17 protein-coding genes are annotated in these 18,524 nt (G+C 40.7%); 11 read left to right on the top strand and 6 right to left on the bottom strand.

Annotated elements, in window-relative coordinates; all coding sequences use genetic code 11:
* Window positions 1–74: 74 nt before the first annotated feature.
* The 5 genes from HMPREF0106_RS08165 (at window position 75) to HMPREF0106_RS08145 (ending at window position 6,059) form a co-directional block, all read left to right on the top strand.
* Window positions 75–1,334 carry a TolC family protein gene (locus HMPREF0106_RS08165; protein WP_032851512.1) on the top strand — a complete coding sequence of 420 codons (1,260 nt, stop codon included), beginning with the start codon at window positions 75–77 and terminating at the stop codon, window positions 1,332–1,334.
* A gap of 16 nt (window positions 1,335–1,350) precedes the next feature.
* Window positions 1,351–2,262 carry an HlyD family secretion protein gene (locus HMPREF0106_RS08160; RefSeq protein WP_009040507.1) on the top strand — a complete coding sequence of 304 codons (912 nt, stop codon included), beginning with the start codon at window positions 1,351–1,353 and terminating at the stop codon, window positions 2,260–2,262.
* 17 nt (window positions 2,263–2,279) lie between these two features.
* Window positions 2,280–3,749: an ATP-binding cassette domain-containing protein gene (locus HMPREF0106_RS08155; RefSeq protein WP_008640613.1), complete on the top strand. Its 1,470-nt coding sequence runs from the start codon at window positions 2,280–2,282 to the stop codon at window positions 3,747–3,749.
* Window positions 3,750–3,751: 2 nt separating this feature from the next.
* Window positions 3,752–4,855 carry an ABC transporter permease gene (locus tag HMPREF0106_RS08150; protein ID WP_004312690.1) on the top strand — a complete coding sequence of 368 codons (1,104 nt, stop codon included), beginning with the start codon at window positions 3,752–3,754 and terminating at the stop codon, window positions 4,853–4,855.
* A gap of 88 nt (window positions 4,856–4,943) precedes the next feature.
* Window positions 4,944–6,059, top strand: coding sequence for an ABC transporter permease (locus tag HMPREF0106_RS08145; RefSeq protein ID WP_008640612.1), 1,116 nt, complete (start codon window positions 4,944–4,946; stop codon window positions 6,057–6,059).
* Window positions 6,060–6,218: 159 nt separating this feature from the next.
* On the opposite strand, the gene HMPREF0106_RS08140 is transcribed toward HMPREF0106_RS08145, so the two are convergent.
* The 3 genes from HMPREF0106_RS08140 to HMPREF0106_RS08130 all read right to left on the bottom strand — a co-directional run bounded on the left by HMPREF0106_RS08140 (window position 6,219) and on the right by HMPREF0106_RS08130 (window position 8,205).
* The gene (locus HMPREF0106_RS08140) at window positions 6,219–6,647 is read right to left on the bottom strand and encodes an Hsp20/alpha crystallin family protein (protein ID WP_004300008.1); all 429 of its coding nucleotides are present in this window, start codon (window positions 6,645–6,647) and stop codon (window positions 6,219–6,221) included.
* 271 nt (window positions 6,648–6,918) lie between these two features.
* Window positions 6,919–7,395: a hypothetical protein gene (locus HMPREF0106_RS08135; RefSeq protein WP_009040508.1), complete on the bottom strand. Its 477-nt coding sequence runs from the start codon at window positions 7,393–7,395 to the stop codon at window positions 6,919–6,921.
* Window positions 7,396–7,398: 3 nt separating this feature from the next.
* The gene (locus tag HMPREF0106_RS08130) at window positions 7,399–8,205 is read right to left on the bottom strand and encodes a KilA-N domain-containing protein (protein ID WP_009040509.1); all 807 of its coding nucleotides are present in this window, start codon (window positions 8,203–8,205) and stop codon (window positions 7,399–7,401) included.
* Window positions 8,206–8,550: 345 nt separating this feature from the next.
* Between HMPREF0106_RS08130 and HMPREF0106_RS08125 the strand changes: the two genes are divergently transcribed.
* Window positions 8,551–9,252: an SGNH/GDSL hydrolase family protein gene (locus HMPREF0106_RS08125; protein WP_009040510.1), complete on the top strand. Its 702-nt coding sequence runs from the start codon at window positions 8,551–8,553 to the stop codon at window positions 9,250–9,252.
* A 342-nt stretch (window positions 9,253–9,594) separates the two neighbouring features.
* Here the strand turns inward: HMPREF0106_RS08125 and uvrB are convergent, their stop codons facing one another.
* Window positions 9,595–11,625: an excinuclease ABC subunit UvrB gene (uvrB, locus tag HMPREF0106_RS08120; protein WP_008022813.1), complete on the bottom strand. Its 2,031-nt coding sequence runs from the start codon at window positions 11,623–11,625 to the stop codon at window positions 9,595–9,597.
* A 136-nt stretch (window positions 11,626–11,761) separates the two neighbouring features.
* Here uvrB and HMPREF0106_RS08115 point away from each other — a divergent pair, with 136 nt between their 5' ends.
* From HMPREF0106_RS08115 to HMPREF0106_RS08095, 5 genes are all read left to right on the top strand, one after another.
* Window positions 11,762–13,060, top strand: coding sequence for a phenylacetate--CoA ligase family protein (locus HMPREF0106_RS08115; protein WP_009040511.1), 1,299 nt, complete (start codon window positions 11,762–11,764; stop codon window positions 13,058–13,060).
* Between the two features lie 123 nt (window positions 13,061–13,183).
* Entirely contained in the window at window positions 13,184–13,609 is a 426-nt protein-coding gene (locus HMPREF0106_RS08110) for an amino acid-binding protein (protein ID WP_004312706.1), read from the top strand.
* Window positions 13,610–14,030: 421 nt separating this feature from the next.
* Window positions 14,031–14,834 carry an outer membrane protein assembly factor BamD gene (locus HMPREF0106_RS08105; protein WP_004312707.1) on the top strand — a complete coding sequence of 268 codons (804 nt, stop codon included), beginning with the start codon at window positions 14,031–14,033 and terminating at the stop codon, window positions 14,832–14,834.
* A 14-nt stretch (window positions 14,835–14,848) separates the two neighbouring features.
* Window positions 14,849–15,184, top strand: coding sequence for a DNA-directed RNA polymerase subunit omega (locus HMPREF0106_RS08100; RefSeq protein WP_004299989.1), 336 nt, complete (start codon window positions 14,849–14,851; stop codon window positions 15,182–15,184).
* Between the two features lie 108 nt (window positions 15,185–15,292).
* Window positions 15,293–15,736 carry a DUF4293 domain-containing protein gene (locus tag HMPREF0106_RS08095; protein ID WP_004312708.1) on the top strand — a complete coding sequence of 148 codons (444 nt, stop codon included), beginning with the start codon at window positions 15,293–15,295 and terminating at the stop codon, window positions 15,734–15,736.
* 266 nt (window positions 15,737–16,002) lie between these two features.
* On the opposite strand, the gene HMPREF0106_RS08090 is transcribed toward HMPREF0106_RS08095, so the two are convergent.
* Both HMPREF0106_RS08090 and HMPREF0106_RS08085 read right to left on the bottom strand, forming a co-directional pair.
* Window positions 16,003–16,737, bottom strand: a complete 735-nt coding sequence (locus HMPREF0106_RS08090; protein ID WP_004312709.1) for a porin family protein — start codon at window positions 16,735–16,737, stop codon at window positions 16,003–16,005.
* A gap of 7 nt (window positions 16,738–16,744) precedes the next feature.
* Complete coding sequence (locus tag HMPREF0106_RS08085) at window positions 16,745–18,511, bottom strand: LysM peptidoglycan-binding domain-containing protein (protein ID WP_009040512.1); 1,767 nt, start codon at window positions 18,509–18,511, stop codon at window positions 16,745–16,747.
* Window positions 18,512–18,524: the final 13 nt, after the last annotated feature.

The raw sequence follows: 18,524 nt of genomic DNA on the forward strand, positions 1-18,524 counted from the left end.
CCAACTCTTGGAAATGACCAATATCTTTGAAATCCCTATCTTTGTCTTTCGAAGAAACCAAAGAAATAATGGATATGAAAAGAATGATTTTCAGTTTCTCCTTTTTACTGTATGTAGCAGGAGCGTATGCGCAGATTACATTGGAAGAATGTCAGCGGAAGACGCAGGACAATTATCCGTTGGTACATCAGTATGGCTTAGTGGAGAAGACAAAGGAATATAATCTGGAAAATGCAGCCAAGGGATATTTGCCTCAATTTGCTCTTTCGGCAAAGGCCTCTTATCAGAGTGATGTGACAGAAATTCCGGTAAAACTTCCCGGAGTAGATTTAAAAGGATTGTCTAAAGACCAATATCAGGTCATGTTGGAATTGCAACAGAAGATATGGGACGGGGGAGGAATCCGTATGCAGAAGAAGCAGACGATTGCAGAGGCTGAAGTGGAAAAAGAAAAACTGAATGTAGATATGTATGCGCTGAATGACCGCGTGAATGATCTTTATTTTGGAATTCTCCTGCTGGACGAGCAAATCAAACAGAATACATTGTTACAAGATGAGCTAGAGAGAAATTATCGTCAGATTACTGCTTATGTGGAAAATGGAATAGCCAATCAAGCTGATTTGGATGCAGTGAAAGTGGAGCAGCTGAATACAAAACAGAAAAGAATTGATTTAGTATCATCACGGGCAGCTTATTTGAAAATGCTTTCGCTGTTGGTAGGAGAAGCACTATCTCCGGAGACGGTGCTGGAGAAGCCTGTACCTCAAAGTATGGTTTCAGCTGTCAGTGAGATTCGTCGGCCGGAGTTGGCTTTGTTTGATGCACAGGGAGCCGGACTGCAAGTGCAGGAGAAGGCTTTGAATGTGCGTCATCTTCCGCAGTTCGGACTGTTTGTGCAGGGGGCATACGGAAATCCTGGATTGGATATGCTGAAGAATGAATTCTCTCCTTATTATATGGCAGGTGTCCGGCTTTCATGGAATTTCGGTAGTTTGTATACTTTGAAAAATGACCGTCGGGTGATCGAGAAGAAAAGGCAGCAACTGGATAATAACCGGGATGTATTCCTTTTCAATACAAGACTGGAAATGACGCAGCAGGATCAGGCTATCCATTCTTTGGAGAAGCAAATGCGGGATGATGATGAAATTATCCGGTTGCGTACGAATATCCGTAAAGCTGCCGAAGCAAAGGTGGCAAATGGAACATTGACTGTGACTGAAATGTTACGTGAACTGACCAATGAGAGCTTGGCGCGTCAGTCGAAAGCCATGCATGAGATTCAACGGTTGATGGGAATTTATCAATTGAAATATACAACGAATTATTAATATAACTTCTCCGGATATGAAAAGAATAACAAAAATAGGAATGTGGGGGATAACGCTGATGATGTTATCTGCCTGCGGAAATGGAACACCTGATTATGACGCAACCGGTACATTTGAAGCTACGGAAGTAATAGTGTCCGCCGAGGCTGCCGGAAAATTGCTACGACTGGAAGTAGAAGAGGGAACAAAGCTGGAAGCGGGTGAGGAGATCGGGTTGGTAGATACGGTACAATTGTATTTAAAGAAACTGCAATTGGAAGCCAGTATGAAATCGGTAGAAAACCAGCGTCCTGATCTTGCCAAACAGATTGCCGCTACCAAACAGCAAATTGTCACGGCAGAGCGTGAGAGGAAACGGGTGGAAAACTTGCTTGCTGCAGGTGCGGCCAATCAAAAACAACTGGATGATTGGGACGCGCAAGTCAAATTACTCGAACGACAGCTCGTTGCACAGGAATCATCGTTGCGTAATAGTACGAATAGCCTTACAGAACAAGGCAATTCGGTTGCTATACAGGTAGCGCAAGTGGAGGATCAGTTAGTTAAATGTCATGTTCAGTCACCTATCGCAGGTACAGTATTGGCTAAATATGCGGAAGCCGGTGAATTGGCGGCGATAGGCAAGCCTTTATTTAAGGTGGGCGAAGTGGATCGTATGTATTTGAGGGCTTACATAACTTCCGAACAGTTGTCAAAAGTGAAACTGGGAGATCAAGTGACTGTGTATGCTGACTATGGCAACTCGGAGCAGAAAGCTTATCCGGGGGAAGTGACCTGGATTTCCGATCGTTCGGAATTCACTCCAAAAACAATTTTGACGAAGAATGAACGTGCTAATCTGGTATATGCAGTGAAGATTGCGGTGAAGAATGACGGAGCGTTGAAGATTGGTATGTATGGCGGAGTAAAATTAAAGAATGAAGATTAAAAATTAAAGTCAGGGAGATGGAGAAGGATGTACCCATAGTGGTTGTGAAAGAAGTCGGCAAGAGCTATGGAACGGTGGAAGCGCTGAAAGAGGTTTCTTTTGTGGTAGAACGGGGAGAGATCTTTGGGCTGATAGGTCCTGACGGTGCCGGTAAGAGTACCTTATTCCGTATTCTGACTACTTTGCTGCTGGCAGATAAGGGAACGGCCACGATCGGCGGACTGGATGTGGCAACAGAATATAAACAGATTCGTACAAAGGTGGGATATATGCCCGGCCGTTTTTCACTTTACCAGGATCTTTCAGTAGAGGAGAATCTGGAGTTTTTCGCTACCGTATTCCATACGACTGTTCAGGAGAACTATGATTTAATTAAAGATATCTATCAGCAGATAGAACCGTTCAGGAAAAGAAGGGCAGGAGCTTTGTCGGGTGGAATGAAGCAGAAACTGGCATTGAGTTGCGCTTTGATCCATAAGCCTGATATTTTATTTCTGGATGAACCCACTACCGGAGTGGATCCTGTGTCGCGCAAGGAATTTTGGCAAATGCTTCGTAACTTGCGGGAACAGGGTATTACCATTGTTGTTTCTACTCCCATCATGGATGAAGCCCGGCAATGTGACCGGATTGCTTTTATCAATCATGGAAAGATTCATGGAATTGATACTCCCGAGCGTATTCTTCAGCAATTTGCATCCATCCTTTGTCCTCCTTCTTTGGAACGGGAGGAGGTGAGGCATGAAACCGCTCCGGTCATTGAAGTGGAGCAGTTGACAAAGTGTTTTGGTAATTTTACAGCGGTAGATCATATCTCCTTTCAGGTGAACCGGGGAGAGATATTTGGCTTTCTGGGTGCTAATGGAGCCGGAAAGACCACGGCCATGCGCATGCTTTGCGGATTAAGTAAACCGACATCAGGCATAGGAAAGGTGGCAGGATATGATATTTTCCGGGAAGCTGAACAAGTAAAGAAGCATATCGGCTATATGAGCCAAAAGTTTTCGCTATATGAAGACCTGAAAGTGTGGGAGAATATCCGTCTGTTTGCCGGGATTTATGGGATGAAAGAGCAAGAAATAGAACGGAAGACAGAAGAATTGTTGGATCGCCTGGAGCTTACTGCCGAACGGGATACTTTGGTGAAGAGTCTTCCGGTGGGGTGGAAGCAGAAATTAGCTTTTTCAGTTTCAATCTTCCACGAGCCGAGAATTGTTTTTCTGGATGAGCCGACGGGTGGAGTAGATCCCGCTACGAGAAGGCAGTTCTGGGAATTGATTTATCAGGCAGCCGACCAGGGAATCACCATATTTGTCACTACCCATTATATGGATGAAGCGGAATATTGTAACCGGATATCTATCATGGTGGACGGTCAGATTAAAGCTCTTGATACACCTGCCCGTCTGAAGCAACAATTCGGTGCGGAAACGATGGATGATGTTTTTCAGCAATTAGCCCGCGGTGCGGTGCGCAAAGCAGATTGATTATGAGACAGTTTATAGCTTTTGTAAAGAAAGAATTTTATCATATTTTCCGTGACCGGCGAACCATGCTGATTTTATTGGGGATGCCGGTTGTACAAATTATACTATTCGGTTTTGCCATCAGTACAGAGGTGAAAAATGTCCGGTTGGCGGTGCTCGATCCTTCTAATGATGTGGTGACACGAAAAATAATTGATCGTTTGGACGCCAGTGAATATTTCACTGTTACCGCGCGTTTTCATTCGCCCCAGGAAATGGAAGCTGCTTTTCTGAAGAATAAGGTTGATATGGCGATTGTTTTTAGCGAACGTTTTGTTGATGATCTCTATACGGGTGATGCTCATGTGCAGCTGGTAGTAGATGCAACAGATCCGAATATGTCGACTTCGCAGGTTAATTATGCGACGGGAATTGTTTCTATGGTAGGTCAGGAAATGATGCCGCCCAATATGTCGGCTGCCCGTTTAACGTCGGATATAAAACTGTTGTATAACCCGCAAATGAAGAGTGCTTATAACTTTGTTCCGGGGGTAATGGGGTTGATCCTGATGCTGATTTGCGCTATGATGACCTCGATTTCCATTGTTCGTGAAAAAGAGACGGGGACCATGGAGGTATTACTGGTTTCGCCTGTGAAGCCACTATTTATTATTTTGGCAAAGGCTGTGCCTTATTTTGTGTTGTCGTTTGTCAATCTGATAACAATTCTTTTACTTTCGGTCTTTGTGCTGGATGTTCCGGTAGTAGGAAGTTTATTCTGGTTGATAACCGTCTCTTTGTTGTTTATCTTCGTATCCTTGGCGTTGGGCTTATTGATTTCATCAGTCACGCGTACACAGGTTGCGGCCATGCTGGTTTCCGGTTTGATGTTGATGATGCCCACGATGCTTTTATCGGGGATGATTTTCCCTATTGAGAGTATGCCGTTGATACTTCAGTGGATTTCGGATATACTTCCGGCACGTTGGTATATTCAGGCTGTGCGAAAGTTGATGATTGAAGGAGTACCTGTTGTATTGGTATATAAGGAGATTGGTATCTTATTATTAATGGCGACGGTACTTATTACGATCAGTATCAAGAAATTCAAGTATAGATTGGAGTAGATAAGAATAATATGTTAATGTGCCAATTGGCTGTGTTATACTACATGGCATTGACATATAAACATATCAGCAAATTGAAGAATTATTTATGATAAAGTTCCTGATAGAAAAAGAGTTTAAACAATTGCTTCGCAATTCGTTTCTTCCAAAATTGATTCTTGTATTTCCATGCATGATTATGCTATTGATGCCTTGGGCGGTAAATCTGGAAATCAAGAATATACAGCTGAATATTGTGGATAATGACCATTCGGCTATTTCACAACGTTTAGTGAATAAGATTGCTGCCTCCACTTACTTTCGTTTGGTAGAAGTACCGACCTCGTATGAAGAAGGTCTTCGAAACATTGAAATTGGAACGGCTGATATTGTGATGGAAATTCCAAGGCATTTGGAACGGGATTGGATGAATGGAGAGGATGCTCATGTATTGATAGCAGCCAATGCCGTGAATGGAACGAAAGGCGGTCTGGGTAGTTCTTATTTGTCTTCTATCATTAATGATTATGCAGCCGAACTACGTTCGGAACATCCCGAAGCAGCTACCGTTTCCGGCACTTTCCCTTCCATACAGGTTGATACGCAGGGATTGTTTAATCCGAATCTGAACTATAAGCTCTATATGATTCCGGCATTGATGGTCATGTTGTTGACTTTGATTTGTGGTTTCTTGCCTGCGTTGAATGTGGTTAGCGAGAAGGAAGTGGGGACAATAGAACAAATCAATGTGACTCCGGTTCCGAAGTTTGTTTTTATTTTGGCAAAGCTCCTGCCTTATTGGCTGATTGGTTTTCTGGTGCTGACGGTGTGTTTCATATTAGCCTGGTTAATTTATGGCATAGTACCTGTCGGGCATTTTCTGTTGATTTACTTTTTCGCGGTTCTTTTTGTTCTGGTGATGTCCGGCTTCGGACTAGTCATTTCCAACTATTCAGCAACGATGCAGCAATCAATGTTTGTTATGTGGTTCTGTTTGTTGGTGGTGATTTTGATGAGCGGTTTGTTTACCCCCATTAGCAGCATGCCGGAATGGGCACAAATAATAACGATATTCAATCCTTTGAAGTATTTTATGGAGGTGATGCGAATGATATATCTGAAGGGGAGTGGTTTCTTTGATTTGCTGCCGCAGTTCGGAATATTGTTGCTTTTTGCAGTCGTGTTTAATAGTTGGGCGGTAATTAGCTATCGGAAGAACAACTGAAGATAATAAGGGGGCAGTCCGAAAACCCTGTGGGTATGTTATGTTAATAAGGCGGCGCCTGCAAAGACAATAAAAAAACAGCTCGTTTCCCTTTAAGGGAGAGAGCTGTTTTTGATCCTTTTCATCACCGTCTCCGGTGAATAGTAAGTGGTTACTGTATTACTTTATTTCGATTTGTCTATTTGGCTTCTTTACTTCTTCTTCAGAGAGTTTCGGAAGTTCGATATTTAGAACGCCATGTTCTACAGATGCAGCAATTTTCTCTTTGTCTACATTATCCGGTAGAATCATAGTTTGTTGAAACTTAGAGTATGAGAATTCGCGACGCAGATAGCGACCGTCTTTCTTTTCCTCCTTGTTTTCAGTCTTCTTCTCCATGCTGATAACGAGGTTATTATCTTCATCAATGCGAACATTGAAATCATCCTTCGTCATACCCGGAGCAGCCAATTCCACTTTGTATTCTTTTTCTGTTTCCAAAACATTAATTGCAGGTGCAGTAGCATTTGCTTTTACCATCCAATCGTTATCAAAGAAATCATTAAAGATACTTGGTAACCAACTTTGAGTTCTTCTAACAGGCATCATAATTTTAGTCTCCTATCTTTAAGTTAAACATTCAGTTAATTATTCTTGAACTTCGGTATTTTCACTTCTGATGGTACCGGTTGTCCCGGTTTCCATCGTCTGCTCTCGAACCATTGTTCGCTTCTATAAGTGCAAACCTTATGCCAAGTGATTTTTGAGACTAAAATTGTCTATTTGTCATTATAATAATGCCAATTTTGCAATAATGATGACAAAATGTATTTTGTTTTTATTTATTTTATATAAGATAGATATTAATTTGATAATATGTCTATTTCTTCTCGATTAGTTTGAATCTCATTCTTAATGTTTGCCTTTCTTCGTCATAGTCATAGCTAATGATTTTGAAAGTTCCCATTTCAGAAGTATTTGATACATGCAATCCGATACAGGCACAGGCGTCATAATCTCCAATGCGGACAATGCGAAGGGTAGGACTTGCGTCAGCAGGTAGCTTGCTTAAATCTACGATGTCTTTGGCCTGTTCATGTGTCATATACTCAACAGTCACAGGTAGGTTTTGACTGATTGCTTCATTTACTGTCTCTTCAATGGACTGGATTTGTTCTGCTGTCGGACATGACGAAAGTATATAATCACATTTGCTCTTTTTTCTTTCGATGTGGGCATTGCGAGAACGTGGACAGCCATAGGTTTTTACCATGGTTGCATTGAGTAAATGCTCTGCTGTATGCATAGGAGGATACTCCTGCTTGTTGTGGTCGTTGAGTTGAATTTGTTGTTCCATAAATTATTGTAATAACTTTTTATTTTTGATATCTTCTAGTATGCTCATTTGTTGAATTGCTATTTGATTTAATTTGATAAGTCTGTCTTTGGGTGTCAAACCTTCATTTATGAAAACGGCATTTAAATTTTCCATGTTTGATAAGCAGATAAGTTCATTGATTGAGGCATAATCACGAATATTACCTTTTAAATTAGGGTGTGTATCACGCCATTCTAAGGCTGTCATTCCAAACATGGCTACATTAAGGATATCAGCTTCGCTGGCATAAATCATGGATGCTTGCTGTGGGGTGATTTCTTGAGGGATAAGATGCTGCTTGATTGCATCAGTATGAATATGATAATTAATTTTAGATAGTTCTCGCTTTGCTGACCAACCAATTTGAGCTTGCTCTTGCTCTTTGAGACGTTGGAATTCTTTTACTATATATAACTCAAATTCAACAGAAATCCAACTTGCAAATTTGAATGCAATATCTTTGTGGGCAAAAGTGCCGCCATATCTTCCGGATTTGGATATGAGTCCAATAGCACAGGTCGTTTCTATCCATTTTTGAGGAGAAAGAGTGAATGCATTTAAACCTGCTTCTTTTCTAAACCCCTCGAATTCGAGGGGTTTAAAATGGGGGTTATATAATATTTCCCATAGTCCTAGATATTCAATAGTCATTCTATTACGTAGCCAGTTGGCAATAACAGTATTAGCATCTGTTGTCTTGTATTTAGCTATGTCGGTTAAAGAAATATAATCTGTATCGTTGATCTTTAAGATAGTAACGTCTGTGGTCTGAACTGTAATCTTTGCCATATTCTGATTTTTCAGTAAAGGTAAAGTTATATTTGGGAATAAAGAAACGTATATCACTTTTTATTCAAGGTATGTTAAACTCACTTCTAATATATAGGCATAAAAAAAGGAGCAACGCCTTGCTCCAACCTTTGTTAACCTTAAATCTAATACTATGAAAAACACAGTGCAAAGATACGGACTCCTGGGAAATTAGCAAATAATCCAAGTAAAATAGCATGTTATATAACATAGATTAAGAAAAACATCTTTCGTCTTAACGGTTATTCGATATTTTGGGCGTCTATGTATGGAGTTTTTTTTATCTTTGTGCAAAATATCATATTACTAATACTTAATATAAACATGGATAAAAGAAGATTAAGCCAATGGATGTTATTGGCTGTTATTTGCTTGAGTTTCTCAATAGGAGAAAGCTATGCACAGAAAAATGATTTTGGAAATTTAGCTCGTTATTCAAAACAAAATGCTGCACTTCCAAAGGCGACGAAGAAAGACAAACGAGTTATTTTTATGGGAAATTCCATTACGGAGGGCTGGGTACGTACTCATCCGGACTTTTTCAAATCAAACGGTTATATCGGCCGTGGAATCAGTGGGCAGACTTCCTATCAATTCTTGTTGCGTTTTCGGGAAGATGTGATTAATCTTTCTCCTGCTTTAGTGGTGATTAATGCCGGAACAAATGATGTCGCCGAAAATACACAAACTTATAATGAAGATTATACATTCGGAAACATTGTTTCTATGACAGAATTGGCAAAAGCAAATAAGATAAAAGTGATTCTGACTTCCGTATTGCCTGCCGCTGCATTTAAATGGAGAATGGAAATAAAAGATGTTCCACAGAAAATTAAATCTTTAAATGATCGGATAGAGGCTTATGCAAAAGCTAATAAAATTCCGTTTGTTAATTATTATAAGGCAATGGTGGATGAAAATCAGGCCTTGAATCCCCAATATACTAAAGATGGAGTGCATCCGACAGGCGAGGGGTATGATATTATGGAGCCGTTGATTAAGAGTGCGATAGAGAAAGCACTCTAAGGTTTATTGATGTAAATTTTGAAATATAAATGCTGTCTGATAATCAAGTTGGGCAGCATTTATTGTGAATGTGCACTTCTATGGATATAGTTGTTGAAAAGGTTTTAGATGACGTATAGACATAAAAAAAGGAGCAACGCCTTGCTCCAACCTTTGTTAACCTTAAATCTAATACTATGAAAAACACAGTGCAAAGATACGGAGTTTTGGCAACTTTGCAAATTATAAGCTGCTAATTGGTGTTTTTATAACACTAATTAATAGATTAAATCCTGTGTTACAGGTTTGTTAAGAGTTTTATCCCTTGGCAATTCTCATGTAATATATGAAGAATGGGAGTTTTTACCCCCATTTCTCTTTCATCAAATCTTCCAGTTTCAACAACTCGTCACGGTATTGTGCAGCTTCAATAAATTCGAGTTTCTTGGCTGCTTCCTGCATCAGTTTGCGAGTACGTTCGATACTCTTTTCCATTTGCGCTTTACTCATATACTGCACTACCGGATCTGCTGCAATGTTCGGAGTAGAAGGTTCTACATAAGCATGTCTTTCTTTTAGCAGTTCATCCGCCTCTTTTGCATTACCGAATACCGACAAGTTTCTGGCCTTTTTAATCTGCTGCGGAGTAATTCCGTTTGCTTCATTGTATGCCAACTGTTTTTCCCGGCGGCGATTGGTTTCGTCAATCGTCAGTTTCATGCTATCCGTCATCCTGTCCGCATACATGATTACCTTGCCGTTTACATTACGGGCAGCACGTCCTGCGGTTTGCGTCAGTGAACGGTGGGAGCGGAGGAATCCTTCTTTGTCGGCATCAAGAATAGCAACGAGCGACACTTCCGGAAGATCGAGTCCTTCACGAAGCAGGTTGACTCCGATAAGCACATCATAGATTCCTTGCCGGAGATCATCCATAATCTTCACACGTTCCAATGTATCGACATCACTATGGATATAGTTACATCTTACATTATTATTAAGAAGATACTCTGCCAGTTCTTCTGCCATTCGTTTGGTTAGTGTGGTGACGAGTACGCGTTCTTCCTTTTCAATGCGGAGCTGGATTTCTTCCATTAAGTCGTCAATCTGATTAAGGCTCGGGCGCACTTCGATGACAGGATCAAGCAGTCCCGTAGGACGAATCACCTGCTCTACGACGATACCTTCAGACTGAATCAATTCATAATCTGCCGGTGTGGCACTGACATAAATTACCTGTTTCGCCATTTTCTGAAACTCTTCGAATTTCAACGGACGGTTATCCATAGCCGCAGGCAATCGGAAACCATATTCCACCAGATTGATTTTACGTGCACGGTCTCCTCCGTACATCGCACGGATTTGAGGTACACTTACGTGGCTTTCGTCAATGACAATCAGAAAATCATCCGGAAAGAAATCGAGCAGACAATAAGGACGGGTACCGGCAGCACGACCGTCGAAATAACGGGAATAATTCTCAATTCCGGAGCAATGCCCTAACTCCCGTATCATTTCCATATCGTAAGTCACCCGTTCATATAGTCGTTTGGCTTCATATTCTTTACCGATAGACTCGAAGAATGCCACTTGTTTGGTCAGATCATCTTCTATTTCGTGGATAGCACGGAGAGTAGCCTCTTTGGTCGTCATGAACAGGTTAGCCGGATAAATCTTATAGGCGTCAAATGGTGCGATAGTGACTCCTGTGATAGGATCTACTTCTTCTATACCATCAATCTCATCCCCCCAAAAGGTGACACGGAGCAGATTGTCGGTATAAGCCAGATAGATATCCACAGTATCACCTTTAACGCGGAAATTTCCACGGTTCAAGTCGATGTCATTACGGACATACAAACTGTCTACCAGACGGCGTAAAAAGACATTGCGGTCCATCATCCGTCCCCGTTCTATTTCAATGACATTTTTGTAGAAGTCTGAAGGATTTCCCATACCGTAGATACAAGAAACGGAAGAAACCACTACCACGTCTTTTCGTCCGGAGAGTAGGGCAGAAGTGGCCGCGAGCCGAAGTTTGTCGATTTCGTCATTGATGGCAAGATCTTTCTCTATATAAGTATCACTGCTCGGGAGATAGGCCTCCGGCTGATAATAGTCATAGTAAGAAACGTAATATTCTACCGCGTTATTGGGGAAGAAACCTTTAAACTCACTATAAAGCTGGGCAGCCAATGTCTTGTTATGGCTCAAAATCAACGTAGGTTTGTTGATATTGGCGATCACATTGGCAATGGTAAATGTTTTTCCCGATCCGGTCACTCCCAATAAAGTCTGTGCGGGAACTCCCTGAAGTACCCCTTCAGTCAGTTGTGCTATCGCTTCCGGCTGATCCCCGGTAGGTTTGTAAGCTGATGTTAGTTCATAATTCATAGTTAAATCCTAAAAAGTGGAGCAATATTCGGTAAAATAATCGAGATAACAAATCATTTTTCCAAATAAATCCTTTACTTTGCAACATATTAATATCAAAAAACAGATTCATACAACTAGTAATACCAGAAACATAATGATTTGGAATGAGAGCATTGAGTGTATGGACCGCGAAAGTCTTCGCAAGATTCAAAGCATACGACTCAAGAAAATTGTAGATTACGTCTATCACAACACTCCTTTCTATCGAAAGAAGATGCAGGAAATGGGAATAACCCCCGATGATATCAATAGTATCGATGATATTGTAAAACTGCCGTTTACCACGAAACATGATTTAAGAGATAATTATCCGTTCGGACTTTGTGCCGTGCCGATGAGCCAGATTGTACGTATTCATGCCTCTTCCGGAACGACCGGAAAGCCGACGGTTGTCGGATATACCCGTAAGGACTTGGCCTCTTGGGCGGAATGTATATCACGCGCTTTTACCGCTTACGGAGCGGGCCGTTCTGATATTTTTCAGGTATCATACGGATACGGACTGTTTACGGGCGGACTGGGAGCACATGCCGGAGCCGAGAATATCGGTGCTTCTGTTATTCCGATGTCCAGTGGCAACACTGAAAAACAGATTGCCTTGATGCATGATTTCGGATCGACAGTGCTTTGTTGCACCCCTTCTTATGCGCTTTACCTGGCAGATGCAATCAAAGATTCCGGTTTGCCACGTGAAGAATTTCAACTGAAAGTCGGTGCGTTCGGTGCGGAGCCCTGGACGGAAAATATGCGTCATGAAATTGAAGAGAAACTGGGAATCAAAGCATACGATATTTATGGGTTGAGTGAGATTGCCGGACCGGGTGTCGGTTACGAGTGCGAATGTCAGAACGGCACTCACTTGAATGAAGACCATTATTTCCCGGAAATTATCGATCCGAATACTTTGCAACCGGTTGAGCCGGGACAAATGGGCGAACTGGTGTTTACCCACCTCACCAAAGAGGGGATGCCATTGCTCCGTTACCGTACGCGTGATTTGACTGCTTTGCATCATGATAAATGTTCTTGCGGTCGTACATTAGTACGTATGGATCGTATTTTGGGACGCAGTGATGATATGTTGATTATCCGTGGTGTAAACGTATTCCCGACACAGATTGAATCCGTTATCCTTGAAATGGCAGAATTTGAACCGCATTATTTGTTGATAGTGGGTCGTGAAAATAATACCGATACGATGGAGCTCCAGGTTGAAGTACGTCCGGAATTCTATTCTGATGAGATCAACAAAATGCTGGCTTTGAAGAAAAAGCTGGGAGGACGTTTGCAAAGCGTACTTGGATTGGGAGTCAACGTGAAATTGGTAGAGCCTCGCAGCATTGAGCGTAGCGTAGGTAAAGCAAAACGTGTGATTGATAACAGAAAAATATAAATAAGTATTAGGTATTAAGTATTAAGTATTAACCATGCGGGTGATCTTGGAACTACGGTAATACTTGTTGCCTAATACCTAATGCTTGTTACTTAATACTTATTACTTAATACTTTAATAAATATGGTAGCAAAACAACTTTCTATCTTTTTGGAAAATAAGTCAGGCCGTTTGACGGAAGTGACTGAAGTGCTGGCGAAAGAAAATATCAATCTTTCTGCCTTGTGCATTGCCGAAAATGCTGATTTTGGTATTTTGCGTGGAATTGTATCCGATCCGGATAGAGCATACAAAGCTTTAAAAGATAATCATTTTGCAGTGAATGTGACTGATGTAGTAGGTATAAGCTGTCCCAATATACCGGGTGCTTTGGCAAAAGTGCTGGGATATTTATCAGACGAGGGTGTATTTATTGAATATATGTATTCGTTTGCCAATAACAATATTGCAAATGTGGTAATTCGCCCTAGCAATCTGGATAAATGTATCGAGGTATTGAAAGAAAAGAAAGTCGATCTGCTGGCTGCAAGTGATTTGTACAAGCTGTAGATATAGCAGTAAACGATAAACAGGGAACGGTAAATAGCTGTGTTGTCTTTGAATGGGATAACACATTTGTTTGCCGTTTTCTGCTATAAAAAATAGTGACGCTATCCGATGTGGATAGTGACGGTATGCTTCACCGATACCGTCACTATCCCGGGCATATACCGTCACTATTTTTTTTCTGCCTTATAACAAGTTTTTTTCTGTCTTATAACAAGGAATCTGACGTTTGTTCGTCAGGTTTATGTCAATCATGATTTCTGTGTGATTCGTTTATTACCTGCCGTTTACAGTTTGGTGTTTGCAATTCGACGTCATTTTCTCTCCTTTTGTCGATGTTTAACGCCTTTTATGTATTAAAAAACACAGATTAATTGCTAAATTCCCAGCGAATAAGTAACTTTGCGCATTATTTTTAAATAGGATGAAGAAAAATATCATTATAACTTTGCTTGCGGCGGCTACTCTGACATCATGTGGAGAGTACAATAAATTGCTGAAAAGCACCGATTACGAATACAAGTACGAAGCCGCCAAAAACTATTTTGCGAAGGGACAGTATAATCGTTCAGCTACGTTGCTGAATGAGTTGATAACCATTCTGAAAGGAACCGATAAAGCGGAAGAGTCTTTGTATATGTTGGGAATGAGTTATTATAATCAGAAAGATTATCAGACAGCTGCCCAGACATTTATCACCTATTTCAATACGTATCCCCGTGGCACTTTTACCGAACTGGCACGTTTTCATGCAGGTAAAGCTTTATTCCTGGATACCCCGGAACCACGTTTGGATCAATCAAGCACTTATCAGGCTATCCAGCAGTTGCAGATGTTCATGGAATATTTCCCGAACAGCACAAAGAAGCAGGAAGCACAGGATATGATTTTTGCTTTGCAGGATAAGCTGGTTTTGAAAGAACTTTATTCTGCAAGATTATATTATAATCTGGGTAATTATTTAGGCAATAACTATGAGTCTTGTGTAATCACAGCTCAAAATGCACTGAAAGATTATCCTTATACTGACTATCGTGAAGAACTTTCTATCTTGATTCTGCGTGCAAGACACGAAATGGCTATCTATAGTGTAGAAGACAAGAAGATGGATCGTTACCGCGAAACAGTGGACGAATATTATGCTTTCAAGAATGAATTTCCTGAAAGTAAATATTTGAAAGAAGCCGAGAAAATATTCAATGAATCACAGAAAGTAATTAAAGACTAAATTTAAATAGATTTATGGACTACAAAAAAACGAATGCTCCTGCTACAACAGTAACCCGTGACATGATGGAACTCTGTGCTGATACAGGTAATGTTTACGAAACTGTTGCCATTATTGGCAAGCGTGCTAATCAGATCAGTGTAGAAATCAAAAACGATCTTTCAAAGAAATTGGCAGAGTTTGCCTCTTACAATGACAACTTGGAAGAAGTGTTTGAAAATAGAGAGCAAATCGAAATTTCTCGTTATTATGAGAAATTGCCGAAACCGGACTTGATTGCTACGCAAGAATACATCGAAGGGAAAATATATTATAGAAATCCGGCTAAGGAGAAAGAAAAACTTCAGTAATTTATTTTCTGACGAAGAATTTGATAGTCAAGTAGTAAGTGGGATGATTATCCCTACTCCTTATTGCTTGGCTATTATTGTTTAACTCAACTACTATTTAGAATACTTATGATTCAACGAATTCAAACTGTTTATTTATTGATTGTTGCAGGATTACTGATTACAGCTATGTGTATGCCGATAGGTTACTTCATTGATACAATGGGCGAACATCCTTTTAAGGCATTAGGATTGGAAATAAACGACGCTTTTCAGTCTACATGGGGGTTATTCGGGATTCTGATGCTTAGTACTATCGTTGCCGTGGCTACCATTTTTTTATATAAGAACCGTATGTTGCAGATTCGCATGACGATTTTCAATAGCTTGTTGTTGGTCGGTTATTACATTGCTGCCCTTGCTTTTTATTTTGCGTTGAAGAATGATGCAAATATGTTCCGGGTAGGCTGGGCATTGTGTTTACCACTTATTTCCATCATTCTGAATATATTGGCTGTTCGTGCTATTGGACGCGATGAGGTGATGGTAAAGGCTGCGGATAGATTGAGATAAGACTTTTCCCTATATCTGGGTAATTCGTTAATATGATTAATGAAAAGCATCGCTTTATAAGAGTTAAAGCGGTGCTTTTTGCTCTCTAAAGCTATGCTTTAGCATCCCTAAAACGGTGCATTTACTGAATATCTCTGTTTTAAAGATACAAATAAGGCAACTAATTCATTGCGAGTTAGTTGCCTTATTTATTTAAAGAGTATCCCTAAAGCGATGCTTTGTAGATATTCAAGCTCCTTCTCTCGAAAGGGAGGAGGGAGAGGATTTTATTTCTTCAAGTCAAATAGGTACGTGAGCTTTATGGTAATTGTTCCATGCGCTGCACGGGCGAAATAGTCTTTCTTTGTGGTGCTGTAAAAGTCGGACAGCGCAAAGTAGTAACGGCCTTCAACGATGAAGCTACCGGCTTTCTTTGTTCGGAGTTCTACACCGCCGCCACCGGCAATACCGTAGTCGAATTTATTCTGAATCTTAACTCCATACACCGCTTTCTGTGTATTGGATAAGGTGTTCATATCAATACCTTTTATTGTTTCCGATTCGCTTATCAGAAAGCTGATTTGAGGACCTGCATGAACAAAGAATTGTAATCCTCTGTCTCGTCCGAAAGCAAGATGGGCTAGAAAAGGAATATCAATATAGGTCATTTTGCGGGTATAAGTTTTGCTCGGATCCTTCGAGGTGACTTCATATCCGTTATCGTCCAATGATACCGTTTCAAACAATTGGTCCCAACCCCTTTGTGATACATTCAATTCGACTTGTGCACCGCAAATCATGGCGAAATACTTCTCGGATATATAACGTGCCGTCAAGCCTCCGGTAATTCCCATCAAGCTATTTTGCTTGATGCTGGGAGTGAAAGAAACACTGTTTAAGTTGACACCTCCATTAACACCTACTGATAAATTGCTGCGTGCTTCTCCAATTTGGGCAGTGGCAGGAAGAGCAAATCCCGTAAGTAGGAGTGTTGCAATCAAAAATGGTTTTATCTTTATCATTTTCGTATTATTCGAAGTCAAGTTTTACTAATTCAAAATTCTTAGTGAAACGTATGAAGAACACTTTTTTATTAATAAATCCTCCCCAGTTGTTCACGCGCTGGAATTTGAATCCTGTCTGGATTGGCGTCAGGTTCATCTTAGGCAGATTGTTTTCCAATTCCGAGCTATAGAGCGATAATCCCTTCAAGAAGAAGAAACCGGTGTCGAAGCCAAGCATTGCGTAATTGGGGTATTTGCTTGCCAAATCTTTACTATACCATTTATGATAAGCGTTGGTGAATTGCACGGCTGCCGGGAACAATGTATTCGTATAGAATGAAGAGTAGAAATATACATCCAACTCAAAGAAATTTTCCAGATGATCTCTAGTGTAAGTCTGCCATTCCGGGTAGCCGAACAGGTGAATTTTTTCTGCAGGATTCTCTCTGACTAACAACGTCAGTTGAGGGAGTACCTTAATCAGTAAAACATTACTGCCCGATGTCGGGATAAAAATGTTTTCTTTATCACTGCGAAGTGTTGCTTTCAATGTTTCTTTAGTTGCGCTTTCGCTGACGGTTCTCATAGGAATTCCTTTGCTCTTCAACTCTTGTTTCAAGCCGCTGATAAATTCCGCTTTCTCCTTGTCAGCACTCGACGGTTCGATGAAAATAACGTTCGCATTAGGGAATTGGCGGGTGAAATGCTCATAAACCTCTGAATATAAATAAGATTGAGGCGTATTAATCTGATAAATAGCAGGATTTTTGAATACCTCTTCTCCTTTTTGAGAGAAAGGGATCACCAGGCGTATATCGTTCTTCTCCGCGAAGTCTGACAATGGTTTTATTTGATTCTGATGCATCGGACCGATGATGATATTCATACTCTTCATCTCGTTTTTGGCAAGAATCGTATTTAATGTAGAAATGTCTTTTCCACTGTCATATACATATAAATCAAGAGAAACGCCCGTACGTTTCAGACTGTCTACTGCCATCAGGAAACCTTCGTAATATTCCACCATGCGTTTGTCCTCCTGGAAAGGTAACAACAAGGCAGCCTTAATAGTAGACAGCTTTTGGGGAGTCTCCTTATTTTTGCGGAAAAGCTCGCTATTGCTGGGAGGAACAGCGTATGGATCTTCCTTCTGTGTAGGTTGTACGGTGGTTGCTGCCGGGTAGGGGATGCAAAGAAATTGTCCCTTTTTCATGCCCTTTTTCAGTTCCGGGTTAGCGTCAATCAACTCCTGCTCGCTGATTCCGTATTCACGGCTCACGCTGAATATAGTCTCTTTGCGCTTTACCTTATGCATATCTTTGCATCTCGGAACAACAGGGCCTTGAATAGTCGATTGTTCAGTAGGCGTTTGAACTACGGCGTCAGTTTGTTCTTCTTTTTTCTGCGGAATCAGAATAACTTGTCCGATACGGAAATTCTCGGCACTCAAACCTGGGTTTGCTTCACAAATATCTTTGGCGGACACATTATACATCGTTGTCAGTTTGTACAATGTTTCTCCGGCTTGGATCGTATGGAATGTTTCTCCTTTCTGACTCTCTTTTCCGGTAGGGATTTTGATGGTCTGTCCGGCATAGATTTTTTCGTCACAACCAGGATTCAGACGTATGATGTCTGACGTAGTGACATTATACATCTTGGAAATGGAGTATAAACTTTGTCCTTTTTCGATGGTATGCAAGAAATAAGATTGGTTTTCCTGTGCATAACTGATAGCGTATGAAACGCTTATAAAAAGCAGAAATAAGAATATTCGGTTTATCGGTTTCATCAAATTATAACTA

This window comes from Bacteroides sp. D22 (assembly GCF_000163675.1).
Lineage (GTDB): Bacteria > Bacteroidota > Bacteroidia > Bacteroidales > Bacteroidaceae > Bacteroides > Bacteroides xylanisolvens.

Coding starts and splice junctions, on each gene's coding strand:
- uvrB (WP_008022813.1), bottom strand. CDS start 11,625: ATGAATTATGAACTAACATCAGCTTACAAACCTACCGGGGATCAGCCG.
- HMPREF0106_RS08165 (WP_032851512.1), top strand. CDS start 75: ATGAAAAGAATGATTTTCAGTTTCTCCTTTTTACTGTATGTAGCAGGA.
- HMPREF0106_RS08105 (WP_004312707.1), top strand. CDS start 14,031: ATGAAGAAAAATATCATTATAACTTTGCTTGCGGCGGCTACTCTGACA.
- HMPREF0106_RS08130 (WP_009040509.1), bottom strand. CDS start 8,205: ATGGCAAAGATTACAGTTCAGACCACAGACGTTACTATCTTAAAGATC.
- HMPREF0106_RS08135 (WP_009040508.1), bottom strand. CDS start 7,395: ATGGAACAACAAATTCAACTCAACGACCACAACAAGCAGGAGTATCCT.
- HMPREF0106_RS08155 (WP_008640613.1), top strand. CDS start 2,280: ATGGAGAAGGATGTACCCATAGTGGTTGTGAAAGAAGTCGGCAAGAGC.
- HMPREF0106_RS08100 (WP_004299989.1), top strand. CDS start 14,849: ATGGACTACAAAAAAACGAATGCTCCTGCTACAACAGTAACCCGTGAC.
- HMPREF0106_RS08085 (WP_009040512.1), bottom strand. CDS start 18,511: ATGAAACCGATAAACCGAATATTCTTATTTCTGCTTTTTATAAGCGTT.
- HMPREF0106_RS08160 (WP_009040507.1), top strand. CDS start 1,351: ATGAAAAGAATAACAAAAATAGGAATGTGGGGGATAACGCTGATGATG.
- HMPREF0106_RS08110 (WP_004312706.1), top strand. CDS start 13,184: ATGGTAGCAAAACAACTTTCTATCTTTTTGGAAAATAAGTCAGGCCGT.
- HMPREF0106_RS08095 (WP_004312708.1), top strand. CDS start 15,293: ATGATTCAACGAATTCAAACTGTTTATTTATTGATTGTTGCAGGATTA.
- HMPREF0106_RS08115 (WP_009040511.1), top strand. CDS start 11,762: ATGATTTGGAATGAGAGCATTGAGTGTATGGACCGCGAAAGTCTTCGC.
- HMPREF0106_RS08140 (WP_004300008.1), bottom strand. CDS start 6,647: ATGATGCCTGTTAGAAGAACTCAAAGTTGGTTACCAAGTATCTTTAAT.
- HMPREF0106_RS08090 (WP_004312709.1), bottom strand. CDS start 16,737: ATGATAAAGATAAAACCATTTTTGATTGCAACACTCCTACTTACGGGA.
- HMPREF0106_RS08125 (WP_009040510.1), top strand. CDS start 8,551: ATGGATAAAAGAAGATTAAGCCAATGGATGTTATTGGCTGTTATTTGC.
- HMPREF0106_RS08150 (WP_004312690.1), top strand. CDS start 3,752: ATGAGACAGTTTATAGCTTTTGTAAAGAAAGAATTTTATCATATTTTC.
- HMPREF0106_RS08145 (WP_008640612.1), top strand. CDS start 4,944: ATGATAAAGTTCCTGATAGAAAAAGAGTTTAAACAATTGCTTCGCAAT.